Genomic DNA, 20,953 nt, shown 5'->3' with positions numbered 1-20,953 from the left:
AACAGAAGACCAGATTACTGCTGAATAATCAATCGCTGTGTGTGCAATTCTTTGTTGTTGGAAATCAACGAAACGATGTACATTCCCGGATCCAACGTTCCTTTTGCCAATTCCAGTTTGTCCATATTGCGCGTTGTCAACTCAATGGTTTTGATCAATTTACCGTTCATGTCAAAAATGAGTACGGATGATTGGACTGTCGGATCAATTCCTGTAAACCCGATCGTAACGACATCATTGCTTGGATTCGGACGAATGGTCATGGCGCTGGAAGCACTGAGCGGATCCAGGTTTCCGGATTGGATCTCGCTGATGCGTGTCAACTCATCCTGCAATTTCGCAATAGTGGATTGCTGTTCTTTAATCGCCTCTACCATTACAGGGATCAAAGCGGTATAATTAACTGCTTTGTACCCGTTTTCCATGGTGTAAACCATTTCTGGCAGCACTTTTTCCACCTCCTGTGCAATGAATCCAAGCTGTTTTTCGTCGCCGAATCCCATATCCGGATTGCGTGCTTTATCCCAATTATATGCTACACCACGCATTTTTAAGAGTTTCCCCAATGAACCTTCCAAAGCAGTAATGTCTTTTTTGTAACGCGCATCGGAAGTGATGAGGTAACCGTCACTCATCGTGATCCCGTTGATTTTCAATTTTAATGTCCCGGAAGTAACCGAAGTCCATGGTCCGGGCTGAACGTTATTCGTCAAAGTGACTGTAAACGGAAATGGTCCCGTCATTCCGATACCAACTGAGGCCCCATCGTCATAGATTTGAGAACAGGTATAACTTCCGCTATTGAATTTTGGAACAAAGTTGGTGGAAAAGCAAGTGTTGATAGCCACGGAACCCATCCCGATTTTACTGTCGAAAACATACCCGTTCGAAGGATTGATTACCAACAGGTTTCCCTTGCCGGTTTGCAGGTTTTCAAAACGCACATTGGAGTTGGTTCCCGGATCGAGTGGTTTAAAAGCAGCATCTACATGCAAAGTAGCGGTCGGCGTAGCCGTATGCAATCCGAAATTACCGTTTGCCCACATCGTCCCGATTTCCAGGTTTTGTGACGGAATCCAGGAATCAAATTGGAAGATGAGGCGATTGATATCCGGTTGCATGTCTACGTTATCACCAAAAGCGATAATCGCATTGGCTTCGTTTGGATTATCGAAACGCAACCCGAAGAATGCTCTGTCGGTTGACCAATTGGAAGTGAAACCATAATAATTACAGTTTGCAGGCGGGAAACTGGCAATATCACACGTACCGATATTTGCCCATTGATCATTGGCATTTCCATACGTTCCGCTTTGAAGATGCCCCAATCGGTTATCGGAGCCGTTGGTCCCGTCAATAATCCAGTCGTTACCAGATGTGCAGAGACTGCCGGTTGGAAAATTGACTAATTGTGCTTGTGAGTTGCTACCCAGGATCAGGCCGGTAGCCATGAGTGCCGCAGCCCCCAGTTGATAAAATTGAGTTCTCATAATGAATAGTGTTTATATGAGGTGAAAAGTTACGAGGAAAGCATTGACTCCTGCAAGTTTTTTATGTTAAAAAATAAATGTTATTAATTGAAAAACAGGTTGTTATGTGTTTTATTTCTTTATGTATAAAGGCAGAAAACGCAAGATTTTTTAGTTTATGAGTATTAATCTTGGGGATGTGTCACATCCTTAAAGACTTTTTCCCGCAAATGCGCAAATAGAAAGCGAGCCTACGGGTCTCGCTGTTGGAGGTTTAAAGATTATCGTTCTGATAAAATAACTCTTTTATACTCAAGCTTAGATTTTCTGAAATTCACCAGTACTCCAACCTCCATACCAGAAACTGCCAAATAATTAATAGTTTGTTCAAAATGCTCTTTGCAGAAATCGGATACTGCTTTTACCTCCAATGATGGTGTCAAAAACAACGAAATCAGCAAAAAATTCATGGGGAAGAACGGTATCTTTGTATTTTACTCGATACTGAACTTCTCTTGCAAAAGGAATCCCATTCTTTTTGAATTCATACTCCAAAGCATCTTTGTAAACAATTTCAGAAAATCCGGCTCCAAGTTCAGAATGAACTTCCATACAAAATCCTATAATTTCGTAGCATTCTTCTTTCAATAAGTAGTGTTCCATTCTATTTAAGTTAATCAAAAAGATCATTGAAAACAACTTAAATTAGTACGTTTATTAGAATGTAGGCGACCGGTAGGCGCCTTCGAAATTTGCGCATTTGCGGGAAAGAAAAAACGTGGGACGATGAATCGTCCCACGTTTCATTTATGTATTCTAAACAATAATTTACACTACCATATTCACGATCTTCCCCGGAACTACAATGACTTTTTTCGGAGCTTTTCCTTCCAGCCATTTTTGTGCTTCCGGCATCGCCAATACCGCTTCTTCTACTTCTTTTGCAGAAAATGCTGTCGGCAGATCCACTTTCATACGCATTTTCCCGTTGAAAGAAACCGGATAAGAAACATTTGCTTCTACCAGCATTTCCGGATCAAATTTTGGGAAAGCAGCTGTTGAAATGGTTCCAGCAGGGTTGCCCAATGCTTCCGACCACAATTCTTCTGCAGCATGCGGAGCGTAAGGAGCCAATAGGATCACCAATTGCTCCAGCACTTCTTTCGAATGGCATTTTTGGTCTGTCAGTTCATTCACACAAATCATCAGGTTTGAAACATTCGTGTTGAACGAGAAACGCTCCAAATCGTCTTCTACTTTCTTGATCGTTTTGTGAAGCGTTTTCAAAGACTCCTTGCTTGCAGGCTCATTCGTTACGATCACATTGCCGTTCTCGTAGAACAAGCGCCACAGTTTGCGCAGGAAGTTGTGCACTCCCGAAATTCCCTTCGTATCCCACGGCTTCGTTTGCTCCAATGGGCCTAGGAACATTTCGTACATGCGCAGGGTGTCTGCCCCGAATTTCTCTACCAGCTCATCCGGAGTCTGGACGTTGAACTTGGACTTGGACATTTTTTCGATCTCAGAGCTACACAAGAACTTATTTTCTGAATTTTTTACCCAATGTGGATTAGTATTCCCAAAGTTCCATTCCTTTTGAAATGTTTCAAGATCTAAGAAATCATTATCGACAAATCTGATGTCCACGTGATGAGGAACAAATTTAATTTCCCCTTTTTTGAAAGTCGGGAATGGAATTGAAGTAAAATCAGGATTAATGTTTGACAATAACTCTAAATAGTCTTTCTCAGTAAATTTTTCAATGAGATCATATGATACATAAATAGAAGGAGCATTATTTTTTAATTGCTCGCCCGTTTTGATCGAAGTTAAAATACCATGATGGACCCTATGTTCAAAACTACTTCTCCCCAAAATCATCCCCTGGTTGATCATCTTCTTGAACGGCTCATCAAAGGAAATGTAACCGCGGTCGTACAGGAACTTGCACCAGAAACGGGAATACAACAGGTGACCGGTTGCGTGTTCCGAACCTCCGATGTACAGATCCACCTGGTTCCAGTAATCCGCTTTTTCTTTCGAAACAATCTGGTTCTCGTTGTGCGGATCCATGTAGCGCAGGAAGTAGAAAGAACTTCCGGCCCAACCCGGCATGGTATTGTATTCCATGCGGTCGCCCTCGGAGTATTTCCACGCACTTTTCTCAGCACGTGCCAATGGCGGTTCACCGTCTTCTGTCGGCAAATACTTGTCTACTTCCGGCAATTCGATCGGCAGATGAGCATCGTCGACCAAATACGGGATATCGTTTTTATAGTAAACCGGGAAAGGTTCACCCCAATAACGTTGACGGGAAAAAATCGCGTCGCGCAAACGGTAGTTCGTTTTTCCTAAACCAAGACCTAATTCTTCAATTTTCGCAATCGCAACTGCCATCGCTTTTTTGATCGGCAATCCGCTTAAGAAATCAGAGTTCGCAATAGTTCCTTCTTTCTCGGAGTAAGCTCCTTGGGAAATATCCACATTCTCAAAAATGTTCTTGATCGGAATGTCGAAATGTTTCGCAAAATCCCAGTCGCGTTGATCTCCGCAAGGAACGGCCATAACAGCACCTGTTCCGTAGGAAGCCAATACATAATCACCGATCCAAACCGGGATTTTCTCTCCCGAGAACGGATGAATGGCGTAAGCTCCGGTAAACTGCCCGGTGATATTTTTCACATCTGCTTGTCTGTCGCGCTCTGATTTTAAAGAAGCAGCTGTTTTGTAAGCTTCAATAGCGTCTTTGTATTCCGCAGTAGTGATTTCATCTACCAACGGATGCTCCGGAGCAAGAACCATGAACGAAACACCGAAAATGGTATCCGGGCGGGTGGTGAAAACTTCTATCGAAGGATCCAATTCCTCTCCCCCTTTGAAGGGGGACAAAGGGGGATGGTTTTTGTCCAATTTAAACTTTACCGAAGCTCCAACCGATTTACCGATCCAGTTGCGCTGCATATCTTTGATCGCGTCTGTCCAGTCAACTGTTTCCAGGCCTGTCAATAAACGCTCTGCGTATGCTTTGATCCGCATGGACCACTGGCGCATCAGTTTTTGTTCCACCGGATGTCCGCCCCGCTCGGAAAGCCCGTTGATGACCTCGTCATTTGCCAAAACCGTTCCCAAAGCCGGACACCAGTTTACCCAGGAATCAGCCAGGTAAGCCAGGCGGTATTCCATCAGGATGTCCGATTGCTCTTTCTCAGAATAATTTTTCCAGTCGTTTGCTGTAAACAAGTTAGTAAACTCGCTAACAGCCTGAACGTTTGCATTACCTTCCTGTTCGAATAGCGCAATCAACGAATCGATTGGTTCAGCCTGATCTGTTTGGGTATTGTACCACGAATTAAAGATCTGTTTGAAGATCCACTGGGTCCATTTATAATATTCCGGTGATGAGGTACGCACTTCCCGGTCCCAATCGAAGGAGAAACCGATTTTATCCAATTGATCGCGGTAACGTGCAATGTTTTGTTCTGTCGTAATAGCAGGATGCTGTCCGGTTTGGATGGCATACTGCTCAGCCGGAAGTCCGAATGAATCATAACCCATCGGATGCAATACGTTGTAACCTCTCAGGCGTTTGTAACGCGCATAGATATCGGAAGCAATGTAACCGAGCGGATGACCCACATGCAAACCTGCCCCGGATGGATAAGGGAACATATCCAATACGTAGTATTTCGGTTTGGCAGAATTGTCTTCAGCAGCAAACGTTTTGTGGTCTGCCCAGTATTTGCGCCATTTGCGCTCGATCTCATTAAAATTGTATTCCATGCTTTTAACTGACTAAAAAAGCGGGGCAACGCTTGCGCGGAAGCTCCGGCGAAGGCGCAAAGATACCAAAATAGAGCCACTTACCGCCAATCACACATTTTTATCCGCATGAAAAAAGATTGAGGTGTAACCATTTTATTTTTTGTTGTTATATTGCTTAAAATCAAAGCTTATGACTTTCCGTATTTCCTCCGTTCTTTTAGCAGCGGGTTTCCTTTTTGGAGTTGCAGGTTCAGTAAACGCTGCTGAGCAAGTTACTAATCAAAGCACGTCCGCTTTGGAAATGAAAGCTTCTTCTTTTGGCAAGAAAAAGGATTTCAGACCAAGAAAACCGAAAAAACATAAACCGAGAAAGCGCCATTGCGACGCATATTGATCCGGTTTTTTTATAAGAGCTTACTTTTTTATTGTCAAAAAGAATGAAGCTAAGAGCCGGCCATGAGCAGTGAGACGTAATAACAATTGGTAGAATTCAGTTGTTTGTTTTTTGACGCTTTCGGCACAAGGGGTGTATAGGTCGCTGTGCTGATAAAATTATTTTTCCTTCGAATGCTGGGATGATAAGTCTTTCTTTGCGAAAAAAGCTATTTTTAGTCCATGTTTCGGTTCATTCTCTCCTTTTCGATCCTGTTCGTTTGTCTTTTTGGTTCTCCAAAGAAGACATTTGCAGGTAATGGGGATGAGGCAAGTTACCGGAAAGCTTACCTGAACGAGAAAGACAATACCAAGAAATTTTGGCGGCAGGTAGCACTCGGTAAATACTACCAGTTAAACAACGTACAAAAGGCAGATTCGATCCGCTATGCGATTATTGATGCAAGTCGCACAGAATCGGATTCTGCCAAGTTGCAGGCATTGATTTTTGATCTGCGGGTCGAAGCATTGCTTGGAAACAAAACGGCTTATTATGCTAAAATCCTTCAGTTGCAGCCGTATTTGTCGCGCACGGACTCCAAACTGAACCAGGTCCACATTTTTCATTTACTGGCTGAATACCACATCGCTTTTCGTGAGTTCGAACAAGCGGATATTTATTTGAAGGAGGCCCTGCGCTTTTCGAAACAGCTAAGGAGTTATGCACTGATCGCAGAGACAAACCGCTTGCTGGCAAAGCTGAACATGGAGCAAAACAAGCGAGACGCTTCACTGGAATTTGCCGAAACCTCCATTCAATATGCACGTCGTTCAACCGATAAATCACTGACCGCAAAATGTGTGAACATGCAATCGGCGATCTACAATTTCTTCGGACAGGTGGAGTTGTCGGTTTCCAAGAACTTCATTGCCCTTCAACTGGCAAAACAAGCGGGTGACTATCCCCAGATTGCCCAATACCAAAGAGAGATAGGGGAATCACAGTACCAGATTTTTAACTACGATAATGCCAATAACTTCTTCACACAATCACGTGAAACGGCATTGAAGATCCAGGATTTCCGGTTGGTTGGGCTGGCCGAGACCGATATTGCCCTGGTGAAACTGGCAAAAAAGGAGTATGATGAAGCCATTGCTGACTTAAAACGGGTAGTTCGCACACTCCAATCATACAACGACCAGGATGGGTTGGGATTGGCGCACAAGTATTTGGGAAATGCCTTCAACGAACAAAAAAAGTACAATGAGGCCTTGCGTTATTACAACATGGCACTGGTTTATTTTGAATCGGCTTCGAACCGGTCTGAAATAGCCAGTGTTTACCATTTGGTGGGAACTGTTTTTGCCGAGCAGGGAAAATATAAAAATGCACTGAATTACCTGAACCGGTCTATTGATATCCGTTCGCAATACGGTTACATCGGTGGAATTTATCCTTCGTACAAAGAAATTGCAGATGTATATAAAAAGACGGGCAATATGAAACTGGCATACCGGTACCTGGATATGTACTCGGATTATTCGGATAGTGCCCGGATTGTGGAAGTGAGCGCAAAAATTGCCGAATTATCGGAGTTGTACCGTTCAGAACAACGTGAACGCCTGATCGCGATCCAGGCAGATTCCATCGAATTACAGCGGAAAGAGAAGGAAAACACCGAATTGCGGAATATTTTCCAAACGTATATCATCATCGGTTTTATCGTCTTACTGGCGCTTGGAGCATTCATCATTTACAACCGCTGGAAACAGCGGAATATCCGGCAATTGCAGCGGGAAGCAGAAATGAATCAAACCTTGTTGCGTTCGCAAATGAACCCGCATTTTGTCTTCAACGCGATGTCTGTGATCCAGAGTTACATTTATGAGAATGACACGAAGAACTCCACGAAATTCCTGATCAATTTCTCTAAACTGATGCGGCTGATCCTGGAAAATTCTTCCAAGGAGTTTATTCCGCTAACCACAGAGATCGATATTTTGAATAAATACCTGGAAACACAAAAACTGCGTTTCGGGGATCGCTTCGAGTATGAAGTCAGTGTAAACCAGCAATTATTAGACGAAGAAGCAGTCATTCCACCGATGATCACCCAACCTTTCATTGAAAATGCGATCGAACACGGTCAGCTGCATACGATCGACGGCGGATTTATTCACGTGCGCTTCACCAAGGATGAAGAAATGCTCCACGTGATGATCGAAGACAACGGAATCGGGAGAAAAGGTTCGAAAAACAGCAAGAAGAGCGCCGAACACAAAAGTATGGCCATGAAGATTACGCAGGACCGGATCAACAACCTGAGTTACAAATACAAAATCCTGGGCCGGATGGAAATGGAAGATTACGACAAAGAGAAAGAAACCGGAACACTGGTGAATATTTATCTTCCTTACCGGACGGAAGGATCAATAGGGTAGTTATCCGGGAAGCTCTGAAGCTCAGGGATTCGGGCAGTTGACCTCCTGTGTATAACAATAAACATCCCAACAAAACGTTTAATTCCATTAAATGTTTATCTTTCGGCATAAATCCTTCAACAAACGATGAAAAAAGTATTAATCATTGATGATGAGCAACGAACACGCGAATTGATTGCTAAAATGATCGAATCATTTGACCTCGATATTCAAACATTTCCGGTTGGTGAAAATGTGCAATCGGGGTTGGCAGCCATCAAAGAAATCCAACCGGATTTAGTGTTTTTGGATATTCAAATGCCGGATGGTACGGGGTTCGATTTACTGAAATCGGTTCCGGAGAAAAATTTCGAAGTGATTTTCATCACGGCTCATGAGGAATTTGCCATTAAAGCCATTAAATTCTCCGCGTTGGACTACATTCTGAAACCGGTGGACCCGGAAGAATTGAGAGGAGCTTTGGAACGGGCACTGGAATCCATGAAAGAAGCGGATACCAAGCAGGAACCGCAATTTGAAGCACTGCAGAACAACATTCAGCCCAACCAAAAGCGCAGATTGGTACTGAAAACTCAGGAAAGTGTCCACGTTGTAGATTTGGACCACATCATTCGTTGTGAAGCAGACCGGAATTACACCTCATTCTTCCTCACGGAAGGCAAGAAAATTTTGGTTTCCAGAACTCTGAAAGATTATGAAACCCTGTTATCAGGACACAATTTTTTGCGGGTACAGCAGTCACACCTGATCAACCTGAATTTCGTAGACAGGTATGATAAGGGAAACGGTGGAGCAGTTGTTATGAAAGATGGCTCCGAGGTCCCTTTATCGCCTGCAAAACGCGATATTTTCTTTCAAATCCTGGAAAGTTTATAGGGCCTGTTAAATTAGTTCTACTAAATGTTCATTCAAATCCGGTATTTATTCATTTTCCACCTGCTGTTTCTATTACATAGCTATCTTAGAAGAGGAAATAAGGAGAATGGAATCAGGTTGTTTTCTATGTTAGGTTGAAGTTAAAACGGAAAAATACTGCAATGGAGAGGCAGTTTTTTCATTTTCTAGTTTTATTGAAGAGTATACAGTTCTATCTCCGTCAAAGACTTGACCGATTTAAAAACTTAGAAACAACCTGATTTTCATCATTTAATGATTGTTCGCACGCGACATACAAACTAAAACACTACTAAACTAATTAGAGACTCATGTATTCATGGGTCTTTTTCTTTGAAAAGTATTAAACATTTCATCGTTTAAATGTTTTTTTATAAGTTTAGTCGAAAACTCAGTTTTCAATTCATCAATTCATTTAATTTTGCTCAAAAATGGAAATGGACACAACTAATTTTGTTCAAATTGAAAAAGAAGAAGTAGCCGGTCTGCATTTTCCGAAAGAGGAAGTTTTGGAAGATACGGATTTGATCGCCATTCGCAAAGCGGATGTCAATCGTGCTATTTCGCTTGGGAATTTGGAACATTATAAAGTAAAGATTTACTTTGCAGACGATAGTGGGGAGAAGGTTGTGCATACAACTATCTGGGCAGTAACAGATGTAGCAATCGTATTAAAACAACATGTTCTTATTCCAACACATCGTATCATCAAACTAGAAATATAATAGCATGTCGAAAAAAAAGTCAATCATTAGCTATGATAAGCTGAATATCGATCAGAAGAAACAATTATTAATCGCATTTCCGGAAGGGTTTTCCGGAAGTACAACAAAAATGACAAACCCGATTACAGGTGAAGTATTCGATTCCTTGTTATGGGAAACCGATGAGATCATTTACCTGGTAAAACTTCCTAAAGTAACGCTGAAATCTCCGTCTGTTGATGATGACGATGACGAAGATTTCGAAGATGATTTCGATTCAGCAGATGCAAAAGGAGACGAGGAAGAAGATGTTGCTGATGATGACGACGACGATTCGTATGACGATGCTCCGGACGAAGGAGATGACGAAGACGAAGATTAAGGACTTTTAAATAAAAACAGCTACCCCGACCCGTATTGACGGGATCGGGGTTTTTAATGCAATGATTGAAGAACAACACACAGCAGAATCGAACCGGGAGCAGCGGACAGGTGAGGAGAAAGCGCTTAAGCGGAAAAAATGGCTTAAGCGGGTCGGAATTGCCGGTTTTTTGTTCTTTCTGATCAAAGGTCTTGTATGGATAGCCGTTGCATTGTTTGCCTGGAAAGGCTGCTCGGCGTAGAGATATTAAAAAAAAACAGTAGGGCGCGATTAATCGCGCCCTACTGTTTTTTATGGGTTTACACCCTATTTTATCAAATAGATTTAATCATTCAATTTCAAAACGGCCATAAACGCCTCCTGTGGAACTTCTACTTTCCCCACCTGGCGCATACGTTTCTTCCCTTCTTTTTGTTTTTCCAGCAATTTGCGTTTACGGGAAATATCCCCGCCATAACATTTCGCAGTAACGTCTTTACGCAAAGCTTTGATGGTTTCACGGGCAATAATTTTTGCCCCGATCGCAGCCTGGATCGGAATTTCGAACTGTTGTCTCGGGATCAGCTCTTTCAGCTTCACACAAATCTTCTTTCCAAGATCGTAAGCGTTGCTGCGGTGAACCAATGCCGAAAGCGCATCCAGTTGTTCTCCGTTCAATAGCATGTCCATACGGATCAAATCGGATTCCTTGTAGCCAATCGGGTGATAATCGAACGAAGCATACCCACGGGAAACGGATTTCAACCGGTCATAGAAATCAAATACAATCTCCGCTAATGGCATTTCGAAAGTCAGCTCGACACGGTCCTGCGTCAGGTAAACCTGATTTCTCAATTCACCGCGCTTTTCAATACACAAAGTCATGATCTGGCCGATATATTCACTTTTCGTGATCACCTGCGCTTTGATATACGGTTCTTCAATGCGGTCGATCGTAGACGGATCCGGCAATTCGGATGGATTATTTACCGTAAAGCGGTCATCCGGATTTTTGGTCGTGTAACAGTAATACGATACGTTCGGTACTGTTGTAATTACCGTCATATTGAATTCGCGTTCCAAACGTTCCTGGATAATTTCCATGTGCAGCATTCCAAGGAATCCACAACGGAACCCGAAACCAAGTGCAGCAGATGATTCCGGTTCGAAAACCAAAGAGGAATCATTCAATTGCAGTTTTTCCATGGAATAACGCAATTCTTCGTATTCGTCTGTTTCTACCGGGTAAATTCCGGCAAATACCATTGGTTTCACGTCTTCGAATCCTTTGATTGCCTCCGTAGTCGGATTGTTTGCCAAAGTGATCGTATCTCCTACTTTGACTTCTTTTGCCGTTTTGATTCCCGAAATAATATACCCCACGTCTCCGGCTCGAACTTCCTTTTTCGGGCTCAAATCCATTTTCAGGATTCCTACTTCGTCTGCGTTGTAATCTTTTCCGGTATTTAAGAAACGAACCTTATCTCCTTTTTTAATTACCCCGTTTTTTACACGGTAATAAGCAATAATCCCACGGAATGAATTGAATACCGAGTCGAAAATCATGGCCTGAAGCGGTGCATTTTCATCTCCCGTCGGTGCCGGAATGCGTTCGATGATGGCTTTTAGGATGTCGTTGACACCCAAACCAGTTTTCCCTGAAGCCGGGATCACGTCACTCGGGTCGCAACCGATCAATTCCACAATTTGATCAGTCACTTCTTCCGGCATAGCACCGGGAAGGTCCATTTTGTTCAGGATCGGGATGATTTCCAGGTCGTGTTCCAAAGCCAGGTACAGGTTGGAAATGGTTTGTGCTTCGATTCCCTGTGAGGCATCTACAATCAGCAATGCGCCTTCACATGCGGCGATGGAACGGGAAACTTCGTAAGAGAAATCCACGTGTCCGGGAGTATCGATCAGGTTCAGCACATATTCCTGCCCTTCAAAGGTGTAATTCATTTGAATGGCGTGCGATTTAATTGTAATTCCGCGTTCACGTTCCAGGTCCATATCGTCAAGCGCCTGCGCTTGCATTTCCCGGTCAGAAATGGTCCCTGTTGTTTGCAGCAAACGATCGGCCAAAGTACTCTTACCGTGGTCGATGTGCGCGATAATACAAAAATTGCGGATATGCTTCATGGCGCAAAGATAATGCTTTTTTCTTCAGATATATTCGGGATAATTCCGTGCGGGAAACACTTCGGAATTAAAAAGAAAAGATCAGACTATCGAACCAGGGTTAAAAAACCCTGACCGGTCACCGTGGTGTTATCTGCAAGAGTTACCTCATAGTTGTAGAAATATACACCCTCCGATACTTCAATGCCATTTACTTTTCCATCCCATTTTTCAGTCAGCGTATTTAATTCGGTCATCTGATTTCCCCAGCGGTTGAAAATACCAATGTGTATCTTTACGGCATCAGGAAATGTCAAGAAAAATTCATCATTGATCCCATCGCCGTTTGGAGTAAAGGAGTTGGCTAAAATTGGTTTTACGGTATCCGGATCGGGCTCAGGTCCAGTGCCGGGATTCGGTTCAAGAATCGTCACATAGATGGTATCAGTATCCGAACAGGAGCCATTGCTTGCTGTAAGCACCACTGGATAGATTCCCGGTTGATTGAAAGTGCATGAAACCATTTCGGTGACATCAGCAGTATTGGTAGACAAATTCGGTGCAAACTGAAAATGAAAGAAGGTTGCACCTTGGCTGGAATTGGAAAAATGCACTGTCAATCCGGGATAGCCGGTAGTGTTATCGGTCGCAGTAAAGCTTGCGATCGGCGTCTGATCGCATTCTTCTGGTTTCCAGGTTATTCCGCGAAAAAGAGTTCCGTTAAAAAGAACGGTAGGCGAAACATTCATTTGCTGCAAAGGTCCTCCGGTGACAGGACATTTATTGATAATGTAAGCCCCGACTCCCCGGGAAATAAAAATGGTACCGTCTTTGACCGTCAAATCCGACATGGAATAATAGGGAGCCTGGCACAATAAAACCGGCGGATTTGCAAAAGTCAGATCCTGTTTGAAAATACGGCTGTCTGAGTTTACGGAACAATCAAAATAGTACAGTATTCCCTGTTCGTCGAATTCGATAGCATCTGCTTCCGACTCAATGGCGTTCGTAGTTGGATGACTAAAAACTCCGATAATCTGTCCCTGCATGGTTACCAGGTTTATCCGAATCAATGTTTCTGAGCAATAATCACCTTGTGATGGTCCGCCGTTGAGACTCACTGAGGCATACAGTTGATTGTCCTGCGGATTAAAGGCAATTCCTTCTATGGTGGAAATGGTATACCCCGGAACATTCACAGGACCTAATGTCGTATAAAGACCCGTTTCAGAGATCTTGAAGATGGAATTTCCCAAAGAGATCTGGATTCCGTAATAGCACTGATGTGGCTCACTCCAATCAAGGCTAAACGGATCGTCCGGTGGAAAATTGGTAATATTCAGATAAGGACTGACCCCGCTATTATTTTTATTGACTTTATAGAGTTGGTGATTGGCGAAAAGAATCAGAGAATCGTTCACAGTTTGAGAAAAACAAACAAATGCACCGAAAAAACTGATGAAACAAAAGCTGATTAATTTAAAACCCATGGTGGTAAACGTTATCATTAAGTACAAAACTAGGGTGTTTTGAAAGATATTCTGTTTTTAGCACCTTTATTTTTGAACAGAAGGTCTAACTATCCATTATTTGGTCATTCCTTCAAAGTAATTCAACCACAATTGATTAGCGCTTATCCAAAATCGTATGCACAATTCCCTGGATACGCTGTGCCATTTCATCCGTAGGAAGGTCGTTGTCATCATTTCCGAACGGATCTTCGATTTCTTCGGCCAGGATCTCAATGCTGACGAATACGTAGAAAATGAAAGTCGCGATGATGGCTGACCAATAACCGAAATTTACCACAAACGCAAACGGAAGCGTAATGACGTAGCTGAAAATAAACTTCTTGAAGAACATGGAATAGGAGTAAGGAATAGGTGTGTTCTTGATGCGTTCACATGCTCCGACACAATCCAGGAAACCGTTCAGGTTCCGGTCCAAACGCAATAGGTCTTCTTCCGAAATCACACCCGCTTTTTTGAGTTCATTCAAACGACGGTACATCAATTCCACGATTCCGGATGGAATGTGGTCCAGACTTTCCAAAAAAGCGCGTTCTTCGGAAGTGATGTCCAAAAGTGCATAATTGGTTCCTTCCCGCAAATGTTCTTTGATACATAAGGTAAAGTTCCCGATGTGCCTTCCAAAGAAATGATTGTCTTCCAGGCTCAAGTCCAGGGATGTTAATTTGACAGCCAAGTTGCGGGAATCGTTTACAAGCTCGCCCCACTTTTTGCGTCCTTCCCACCAGCGGTCGTAAGCAGTATTCGTGCGGAAAGCCAGCAACAGGGAAATAACGAATCCAAGGATCGAATAAATGGAAAACAACTTTTCAAGCACTACCGCTTTCGGGAAGAAAAAATCTTCAGCCAGGGCAAGACCCATGGTGAAAATAAAAATGAATACCAATTCCCTCCAGAGAATGGAGATCGTATCGCTTTTGGTTAAGTGGAAGATGAGCGCCAGCCAGCTTTTAGGGTTGTATGAAATCATGAGTTGTATTGTGAAACAAAAGTAGTGAATTTTGGTTCAGCGATAATTTTCCGATAAAAAACACGTTAATCTGGCACAAACTATAAATTTGCAACTCTTAATTGAATCGAATATGGAAGAAGGCAGCAAGGTAATGCAGGAACAACGAATGAATTTATTCGTCACATTATGGGCTAAACGTAAAATATTGATCATTGTTACTTCTGCCGGATTGGTAGTTTCTACCGTTATCGCTTTTCTGATGACCCCTTTGTATCGGTCTACCGCCATCGTATTCCCCGCAGCAACAAGTACCGTATCGTTTTCGGAACAGCGGAATGCCAAAGCGTCTTCCATGGACTTCGGGGAAGAAGAACAGGCAGAACAGTTGATCCAGATCCTGCAATCTTCCAAAGTGCGTGACAAGGTGGTACAGCAATTCGATTTGATGAAGCATTACGAGATCGAAGCGGATGATGCGAACAAGCACTATAAATTGGTAAAGGAATACAACAGCCACATTTTATTTGTCCGCACCCGTTATGGTTCTATCCAGATCGATGTCTTGGACAGAGATCCGCAATTGGCTGCCGACATGGCGAATAAAATCGTTGACCTGATCGATACCGTGAAGAACGAAATGGTGATGGAGCGCACCGTTCCCGCTTTTGAGATCAATAAGCGGAAGAAAGAACAATTGGAAAGAGACAAAGAAGCCGTTTTGAATCAACTGGATTCATTGGCGGCATTAGGTGTTGTTCCGCTGGAAGGACGTGCAAATTTGTTTCAAGCTTATGTGGAAGCGAAAAATCCGGAAGATAAGGCAGATTTTAAAAGACGTATCGATATCAACCTGGAATTCGGGGCAGTATTTGACGGATTGGAATATGTGCGGAATGAAAAGATCATGAAATTGGCAGATTTTGCTCTATCTTACGAACAGGCAGAATCGGATGCAAACACCCAATTCAATCACAAGTTCATTGTGGAACGTGCAGTGATGGCGGATAAAAAGGACAAACCAAAAAGGTTGATTATTATGATCCTGGCTACTTTCGGAACCTTTGTATTCATGGTTTTTGCCTTGTTGATTCAGGATAAGATCAGGGAAATCCGCAAGTTGGCGTAAACATGGCCTTTTTACGGGAAAATAGTTTGTTGTTGATCCTGGGACTGGCATTTGTCGGTTTGTTGGGTTACGGATTTTGGTTCGATAACGAATACATTCCCCTCATTCCGTATGCACTGATTGTTCTGTTTGTTGCACTGTTTTACACAGAGTATACGTTCTTTTTTATTATCGCAGCCACCCCCTTGTCTATTAATATCGAAGAATATACTGACAGTTTCGGGTTGTTCATTCCTACGGAGCCCTTGCTTTTCGGGACGATGCTCCTGCTGTTGATCCAACACCTCCGGTACCCGGTCTTTCCGAATTATTTAAGGAATTCCGCGATCGTGTGGACCGTTGTTTTTTACCTGGTCTGGATCCTGTTTACATCGATCACCAGTGAAAATACCGTCACTTCACTGAAATTCCTCCTGGCCAGGCTCTGGTTTATTGTACCGGTGTTGTTTTACGGCAGTGCAGTATTTTATGAACCAAAGAAAATCCGCTGGTTTCTGTGGTTGTTTCTTTCCGCCATGGTGGTTGCAATTACTTATACGATTTTGGTCCATGCGTCATATCGTTTCGGGGAAAAGGAAAGTCACTGGGTGATGTGGCCTTTCTTTAAGGACCATACCATTTATGGAGCCTTGGTGGCGTTGGTTGTACCGTTGATCTTCTCCTTTTACTTTTCGCGCAAACACAGTGCTTTGCTACAATTTATTTTGATCGGTTTCATGGTGATTTCCTTATTGGGATTGTATTTCAGTTACACCCGCGCAGCCTGGTTGAGCGTTTTTTTGGGAGTAGTTATTTGGCTGTTGATCCGTTTCAAAGTAAAGTTTTCATGGATTGCAGGAATTACGCTGGTTGTCGGGATTTATATCTGGGCTTCCTGGGATTCGATCCAGCAGGACCTGGCCCGAAACAAGTACGAACATACAACCGAAGAATTCGGTGAACGCCTGCAAAGTGCAACCAATGTGACTACGGATGCCTCCAACCTGGAACGGATCAATCGCTGGAATTGTGCCATCGACATGTTCAAAGAACGTCCTTGGGTTGGATTTGGTCCGGGAATGTACTCTTTTGAATACGCCCGTTTTCAACGACCGGAGAACCTGACAATTATTTCAACCAATTTCGGGAATATGGGAAATGCACACAGTGAATACCTGGGACCACTGGCAGAGATGGGGTGGATCGGGATGCTGAGCATGCTCGCGATTGTTGCAGCTATTTTTTACGAAGGAATTACCTTATACAATCAATGGCCCGCTGAAGACCGGGAGATCAAAACCCTGCTAATGGGCTTCATCATTTCCTTGTCGACTTATTTTATTCACGGGTTCCTGAATAATTTTTTGGATACAGATAAAGCAGCTGTTCCTATTTGGGCAATGTGTGCTATCTTTATAGCCTTAAGAGCGCGTTTGCATACGATGCAAAGCCAATCATCAAAGTAATTCCGCATGTTTACAGGTATTATCGAAACACTTGGAACCATTGTTGCGATTGAAAAAGATCAGAGCAATGTTCATTTTACGGTAGAAGCTGCCATTACCCACGAATTAAAAATAGATCAGAGTGTGGCACATAATGGTTGCTGCCTGACAGTTGTCAAAATTGAAGGAGACACATATGTGGTGACTGCAATTCAGGAAACCTTGGATAAAACCAACCTGGGCGATTGGGAAGTCGGATCGAAAGTAAACCTGGAACGGTGCATGTTGCTTGGCGCACGATTAGACGGGCACATTGTACAGGGACATGTGGATACCACAGCAACTTGTGTTTCGATTGAAGATCTGAACGGAAGCTGGAAGTACACTTTCCGGTATGATTTTGACCAGCCGACAGTGGCAAAAGGATCCATTACCGTAAATGGAGTGAGTTTAACAGTCGTAGATTCCGAAAAAGGATTGTTTTCGGTTTGCATTATTCCGTATACACAGGAACATACCAACTTCCATAGGTTTGAAGTGGGTACAAAAGTCAATTTGGAATTTGATATTATTGGAAAATATGTTGCCCGCTTAATGGAACAACAAAAAGCTTAATGATTTAATAATACCTAAACTTAAATCGATTTAGTTTTTATAAATCGCTATCAATCAGGTATTTAATTTTTTACTAAAATTTAGCTGCATCAGTTTCAACTAGAAAATTTTTAGGATCATACCTTCCTCTTTTCATACCTTTGGCAAAAAAATTTCAAAAAATGAAAAGACTTTTACTAATACCTATTTTATTTCTGGCATGCTTCGGAAATGCTCAGATTGTGGATCAGTTCACATATAACGGAACATTGGTTACGAATGGCTGGTCTAACCATAGCGGAATTGTCGGTCAAATAACAACCTTAACGACACCTTCTGATGACGGGGCTAGTTTGAGTTACTCTGGTTTTGCTGCTTCAAGTGGGAATAGAATAGCTTTAAATGAAGCGAACACGGAGGATATTAACCATTCAATTTCCGGAATAACCGGTGTTGGATATCTATCATTTCTGTTGAAAGTTCAAAATATGAATGACCTTTCGACCGGAGGGGACTATTTTATTGGATTCGGAGGTCCGGGAGCAAGTCCGTTAGTGGCAAGAACTTATATTAAAACAGGTGTTGCCCCAAATACGTTTCAATTGGGAATCCAGAATACTACTTCAGGAACTCCTACACAATCCTATGTTACAGCGGAATATCCTGTTGGGACAACGGTTTTGGTGGTTGTGAAATATGATAATACAACTGCTCCGAATATGGCAAGCCTGTTTGTGAATCCGGTAATCGGAGGAGCGGAACCAACACCAAGTGCAACGAACAATAGCGGAACATCCACATCATTTACCAATTTTGCGACAATTTATCTTCGTGAGGGGGGCAATACAGGTAACCTGGAAATCGATGAAATTCGCGCAGGGTCAACATGGGCTGACGTAACTCCTACCGGAGCGGTTTCATGTAACACCACGAATACTATCAGCGTTTCTGCTTGTGAATCGTATACGGTTCCGTCAAATGATGAAACATATAACACTTCGGGAGTGTATCATGATACCATTCCCAACGCAGCAAACTGTGACAGTATCATTACGATCAACTTGACTATCAAGAATAATACAACAGCAACGATTTCTCCGGTGGCTTGCGGATCTTATACCGTTCCGTCAAATGATGAAACGTATATGACTTCCGGAACGTATATGGATACCATTCCCAACGCAGCAAACTGTGACAGCATCATTACGATTAACTTAACGATCACAGGATCCATTACTTATTACGAAGATTTTGATACGGACGGATTCGGAAACCCCGCTGTTTCCCAACCAGGTTGCGCACCTATACCGGGATATGTTACAAATGCTGATGACTGTGACGATACAAACAGTGCGATTACTGTCGGATCAACTTTTTATGAAGATTTTGATGGAGATGGATTGGGTAACCCGGCAGTTACGCAAATTGCCTGTTCTGCACCAATAAATTATGTTTCTAATGGCAACGACTGCGATGATTCAGACAACGCAATCGGAGCAGCACAAACGTATTACGAAGACTTAGACGGAGATATGTATGGAAATCCTGCTGTTTCTCAAACAACATGTACACCTCCTGCAAACTACGTATTGGACAATACAGATTGCAACGATAACAGTAACACTGTTTATCCGGGAGCAACTGAAATTCCGAATAATGGAATTGACGAAGATTGTGACGGTTCTGACTTGAACACATTGGGAACGGTATTGGGAATGTACCAATTCGAGGGAAATGACTGTGCGGCTCCGGTAGTTGGTGTAACAACTCAACCGGCGAATGCAAGTTTCGGTAATTACGGTGCAACCGGAAGTACTTTGGTTTGTGCAGCAGCAGCAAATGTGTTTAATTATTCCGGATTTAATACAACCGGTACTGTTGATTTAACGCAATATTTCAATTTCACGGTGACTCCTTCAAATTGTTATGAAATGGATTTGAACCGTATTATCTTTACGCACAAAACAAGTGGATCAGGATTAACTCCAATTGCTCACTTGCGTTCAAGCCTGGATAATTTTGCAACGGATATCGCAACAAAACAATTGCCGAACAGCAGTTATAAAACAGATACGATCAATTTAGGTGCTGCTTTTGACAATATTACCTCTGCCATTGAATTCAGATGGTATATTACAGAAATCGGACAAACAGGGTCTACTTACCGTCACGATAATGTAACTGTGATTGGTACTATCAATGCCTTACCAACTCAAACCTACTATGCCGATGCAGATGGTGATAGTTTTGGAGATCCTTCGGTTTCTGTTACCGATTGTTCAGCTCCGGTGGGATATGTTCTTGACAACACAGATTGTAATGACGCAAATGCAGAAGAATTCCCGGGTGCGGTTTGGTATGCTGATGCGGATGGTGACGGATTGGGTGACGCAGGTTCTTCCCAGACAGCTTGCCTTCAACCGGCAAACCATGTTGCTGATAATACAGATTGTAATGACAACGACGATCAGATCGGTGCAGAAGAAATGTATTATGTAGATGCAGACGGAGATGGATTTGGTGATGCAGCTGATGCGGGAACTGCTTCCTGTACTCCGGTTGCCGGGTCTGTAACCAACGCAGATGATTGTGACGATACAGATGATCAGGTGAATCCGGGAGCAACAGAAGTATGTGACGGTTTTGACAACAACTGTGATGGAAACATTGATGAAGGATTTACACAAATTACGTATTACGAAGATGCAGACAACGATACTTATGGTGACGCAGGATCTACAATAACAGATTGTACGCAGCCGGCAGGGTATGTTACAAACGCCGACGATTGTGATGATACGAATGCAGCAATCAATCCGGGAGCAACAGACAATACCGGAAACGGGATTGACGAGAACTGTGACGGAGTAGACGGAGTATTGGGAATCGAAGAATCGATTTTGGCTAACTTAAATGTATACCCGAACCCGGGAACAAGTTCGGTAGTTTTGAACATGAACAACGGATGGAACGGGTTCCAGGTAACTTTTGCAAGTCTTGACGGAAAAGAATTAGTGTTGACATCCGTTCAGAAATCAGCAAACGAATTAGAGTTCAATACGGACTCATTGGTTCCGGGAGTGTACATCATTCGATTGACTTCCGCTTCAGGAACTGCTTTGGTTCGCTGGGTGAAAAACTAATCAGGAAATCAAAAAATAATAAGTAGGGGTGCGATTAATCGCACCCCTACTTATTTAAAT

Annotated in this window: 13 protein-coding genes and 1 pseudogene; 8 read left to right on the top strand and 6 right to left on the bottom strand. The window is 42.8% G+C overall.

Translation table 11 applies throughout. From position 1 onward, the window contains the following. Positions 1-14: 14 nt before the first annotated feature. The 3 genes and pseudogenes from FO442_RS16805 to FO442_RS16795 all read right to left on the bottom strand — a co-directional run bounded on the left by FO442_RS16805 (position 15) and on the right by FO442_RS16795 (position 5,249). Positions 15-1,490: a tail fiber domain-containing protein gene (locus tag FO442_RS16805; protein WP_144334380.1), complete on the bottom strand. Its 1,476-nt coding sequence runs from the start codon at positions 1,488-1,490 to the stop codon at positions 15-17. A gap of 260 nt (positions 1,491-1,750) precedes the next feature. Continuing rightward, positions 1,751-2,081, bottom strand: a pseudogene (locus FO442_RS16800) (GxxExxY protein). Between the two features lie 216 nt (positions 2,082-2,297). Beyond that, positions 2,298-5,249, bottom strand: a complete 2,952-nt coding sequence (locus FO442_RS16795) for a leucine--tRNA ligase (RefSeq protein ID WP_144334379.1) — start codon at positions 5,247-5,249, stop codon at positions 2,298-2,300. 597 nt (positions 5,250-5,846) lie between these two features. On the opposite strand from FO442_RS16795, the gene FO442_RS16790 reads away from it, so the two are divergent. The 4 genes from FO442_RS16790 to FO442_RS16775 all read left to right on the top strand — a co-directional run bounded on the left by FO442_RS16790 (position 5,847) and on the right by FO442_RS16775 (position 10,025). Continuing rightward, the gene (locus tag FO442_RS16790; RefSeq protein WP_144334378.1) at positions 5,847-8,045 is read left to right on the top strand and encodes a tetratricopeptide repeat protein; all 2,199 of its coding nucleotides are present in this window, start codon (positions 5,847-5,849) and stop codon (positions 8,043-8,045) included. 126 nt (positions 8,046-8,171) lie between these two features. Continuing rightward, the gene (locus FO442_RS16785; RefSeq protein ID WP_144334377.1) at positions 8,172-8,921 is read left to right on the top strand and encodes a LytR/AlgR family response regulator transcription factor; all 750 of its coding nucleotides are present in this window, start codon (positions 8,172-8,174) and stop codon (positions 8,919-8,921) included. A gap of 455 nt (positions 8,922-9,376) precedes the next feature. Continuing rightward, positions 9,377-9,664: a hypothetical protein gene (locus FO442_RS16780; protein ID WP_144334376.1), complete on the top strand. Its 288-nt coding sequence runs from the start codon at positions 9,377-9,379 to the stop codon at positions 9,662-9,664. A 4-nt stretch (positions 9,665-9,668) separates the two neighbouring features. Continuing rightward, positions 9,669-10,025, top strand: coding sequence for a hypothetical protein (locus tag FO442_RS16775; protein WP_144334375.1), 357 nt, complete (start codon positions 9,669-9,671; stop codon positions 10,023-10,025). Between the two features lie 324 nt (positions 10,026-10,349). Here FO442_RS16775 and lepA read toward each other — a convergent pair whose 3' ends face one another. The 3 genes from lepA to FO442_RS16755 form a co-directional block, all read right to left on the bottom strand. Then, positions 10,350-12,146: a translation elongation factor 4 gene (gene lepA / locus FO442_RS16765; protein ID WP_144334373.1), complete on the bottom strand. Its 1,797-nt coding sequence runs from the start codon at positions 12,144-12,146 to the stop codon at positions 10,350-10,352. An 86-nt stretch (positions 12,147-12,232) separates the two neighbouring features. After that, on the bottom strand, positions 12,233-13,546 hold the full coding sequence (locus FO442_RS16760) for a T9SS type B sorting domain-containing protein (RefSeq protein ID WP_186280213.1): 1,314 nt from the start codon (positions 13,544-13,546) through the stop codon (positions 12,233-12,235). Between the two features lie 205 nt (positions 13,547-13,751). Next, positions 13,752-14,624, bottom strand: a complete 873-nt coding sequence (locus FO442_RS16755) for a bestrophin family protein (RefSeq protein ID WP_144334371.1) — start codon at positions 14,622-14,624, stop codon at positions 13,752-13,754. 88 nt (positions 14,625-14,712) lie between these two features. Here FO442_RS16755 and FO442_RS16750 point away from each other — a divergent pair, with 88 nt between their 5' ends. The 4 genes from FO442_RS16750 to FO442_RS16735 all read left to right on the top strand — a co-directional run bounded on the left by FO442_RS16750 (position 14,713) and on the right by FO442_RS16735 (position 20,893). Then, a complete protein-coding gene (locus tag FO442_RS16750) occupies positions 14,713-15,732 on the top strand; it encodes a Wzz/FepE/Etk N-terminal domain-containing protein (protein ID WP_186280211.1) in 1,020 nt (339 codons plus the stop codon). Between the two features lie 2 nt (positions 15,733-15,734). Next, complete coding sequence (locus FO442_RS16745; protein WP_144334369.1) at positions 15,735-17,177, top strand: O-antigen ligase family protein; 1,443 nt, start codon at positions 15,735-15,737, stop codon at positions 17,175-17,177. A 6-nt stretch (positions 17,178-17,183) separates the two neighbouring features. Beyond that, a complete protein-coding gene (locus FO442_RS16740) occupies positions 17,184-17,771 on the top strand; it encodes a riboflavin synthase (RefSeq protein WP_144334368.1) in 588 nt (195 codons plus the stop codon). Positions 17,772-17,932: 161 nt separating this feature from the next. Then, positions 17,933-20,893 carry a MopE-related protein gene (locus FO442_RS16735; RefSeq protein ID WP_144334367.1) on the top strand — a complete coding sequence of 987 codons (2,961 nt, stop codon included), beginning with the start codon at positions 17,933-17,935 and terminating at the stop codon, positions 20,891-20,893. Positions 20,894-20,953 lie beyond the last annotated feature (60 nt).

Origin of the sequence: Fluviicola chungangensis, assembly GCF_007558725.1 — a bacterium.
GTDB lineage: Bacteria > Bacteroidota > Bacteroidia > Flavobacteriales_D > Crocinitomicaceae > Fluviicola > Fluviicola chungangensis.
Note: the sequence above shows the minus strand (reverse complement) of the source record. Positions and strands in the feature narration are given on the sequence as shown.

Excerpts from the sequence above, each read along its gene's own strand:
- FO442_RS16805 (WP_144334380.1), bottom strand. The coding sequence starts at position 1,490 with ATGAGAACTCAATTTTATCAACTGGGGGCTGCGGCACTCATGGCTACC.
- FO442_RS16795 (WP_144334379.1), bottom strand. The coding sequence starts at position 5,249 with ATGGAATACAATTTTAATGAGATCGAGCGCAAATGGCGCAAATACTGG.
- FO442_RS16790 (WP_144334378.1), top strand. The coding sequence starts at position 5,847 with ATGTTTCGGTTCATTCTCTCCTTTTCGATCCTGTTCGTTTGTCTTTTT.
- FO442_RS16785 (WP_144334377.1), top strand. The coding sequence starts at position 8,172 with ATGAAAAAAGTATTAATCATTGATGATGAGCAACGAACACGCGAATTG.
- FO442_RS16780 (WP_144334376.1), top strand. The coding sequence starts at position 9,377 with ATGGACACAACTAATTTTGTTCAAATTGAAAAAGAAGAAGTAGCCGGT.
- FO442_RS16775 (WP_144334375.1), top strand. The coding sequence starts at position 9,669 with ATGTCGAAAAAAAAGTCAATCATTAGCTATGATAAGCTGAATATCGAT.
- lepA (WP_144334373.1), bottom strand. The coding sequence starts at position 12,146 with ATGAAGCATATCCGCAATTTTTGTATTATCGCGCACATCGACCACGGT.
- FO442_RS16755 (WP_144334371.1), bottom strand. The coding sequence starts at position 14,624 with ATGATTTCATACAACCCTAAAAGCTGGCTGGCGCTCATCTTCCACTTA.
- FO442_RS16745 (WP_144334369.1), top strand. The coding sequence starts at position 15,735 with ATGGCCTTTTTACGGGAAAATAGTTTGTTGTTGATCCTGGGACTGGCA.
- FO442_RS16740 (WP_144334368.1), top strand. The coding sequence starts at position 17,184 with ATGTTTACAGGTATTATCGAAACACTTGGAACCATTGTTGCGATTGAA.
- FO442_RS16735 (WP_144334367.1), top strand. The coding sequence starts at position 17,933 with ATGAAAAGACTTTTACTAATACCTATTTTATTTCTGGCATGCTTCGGA.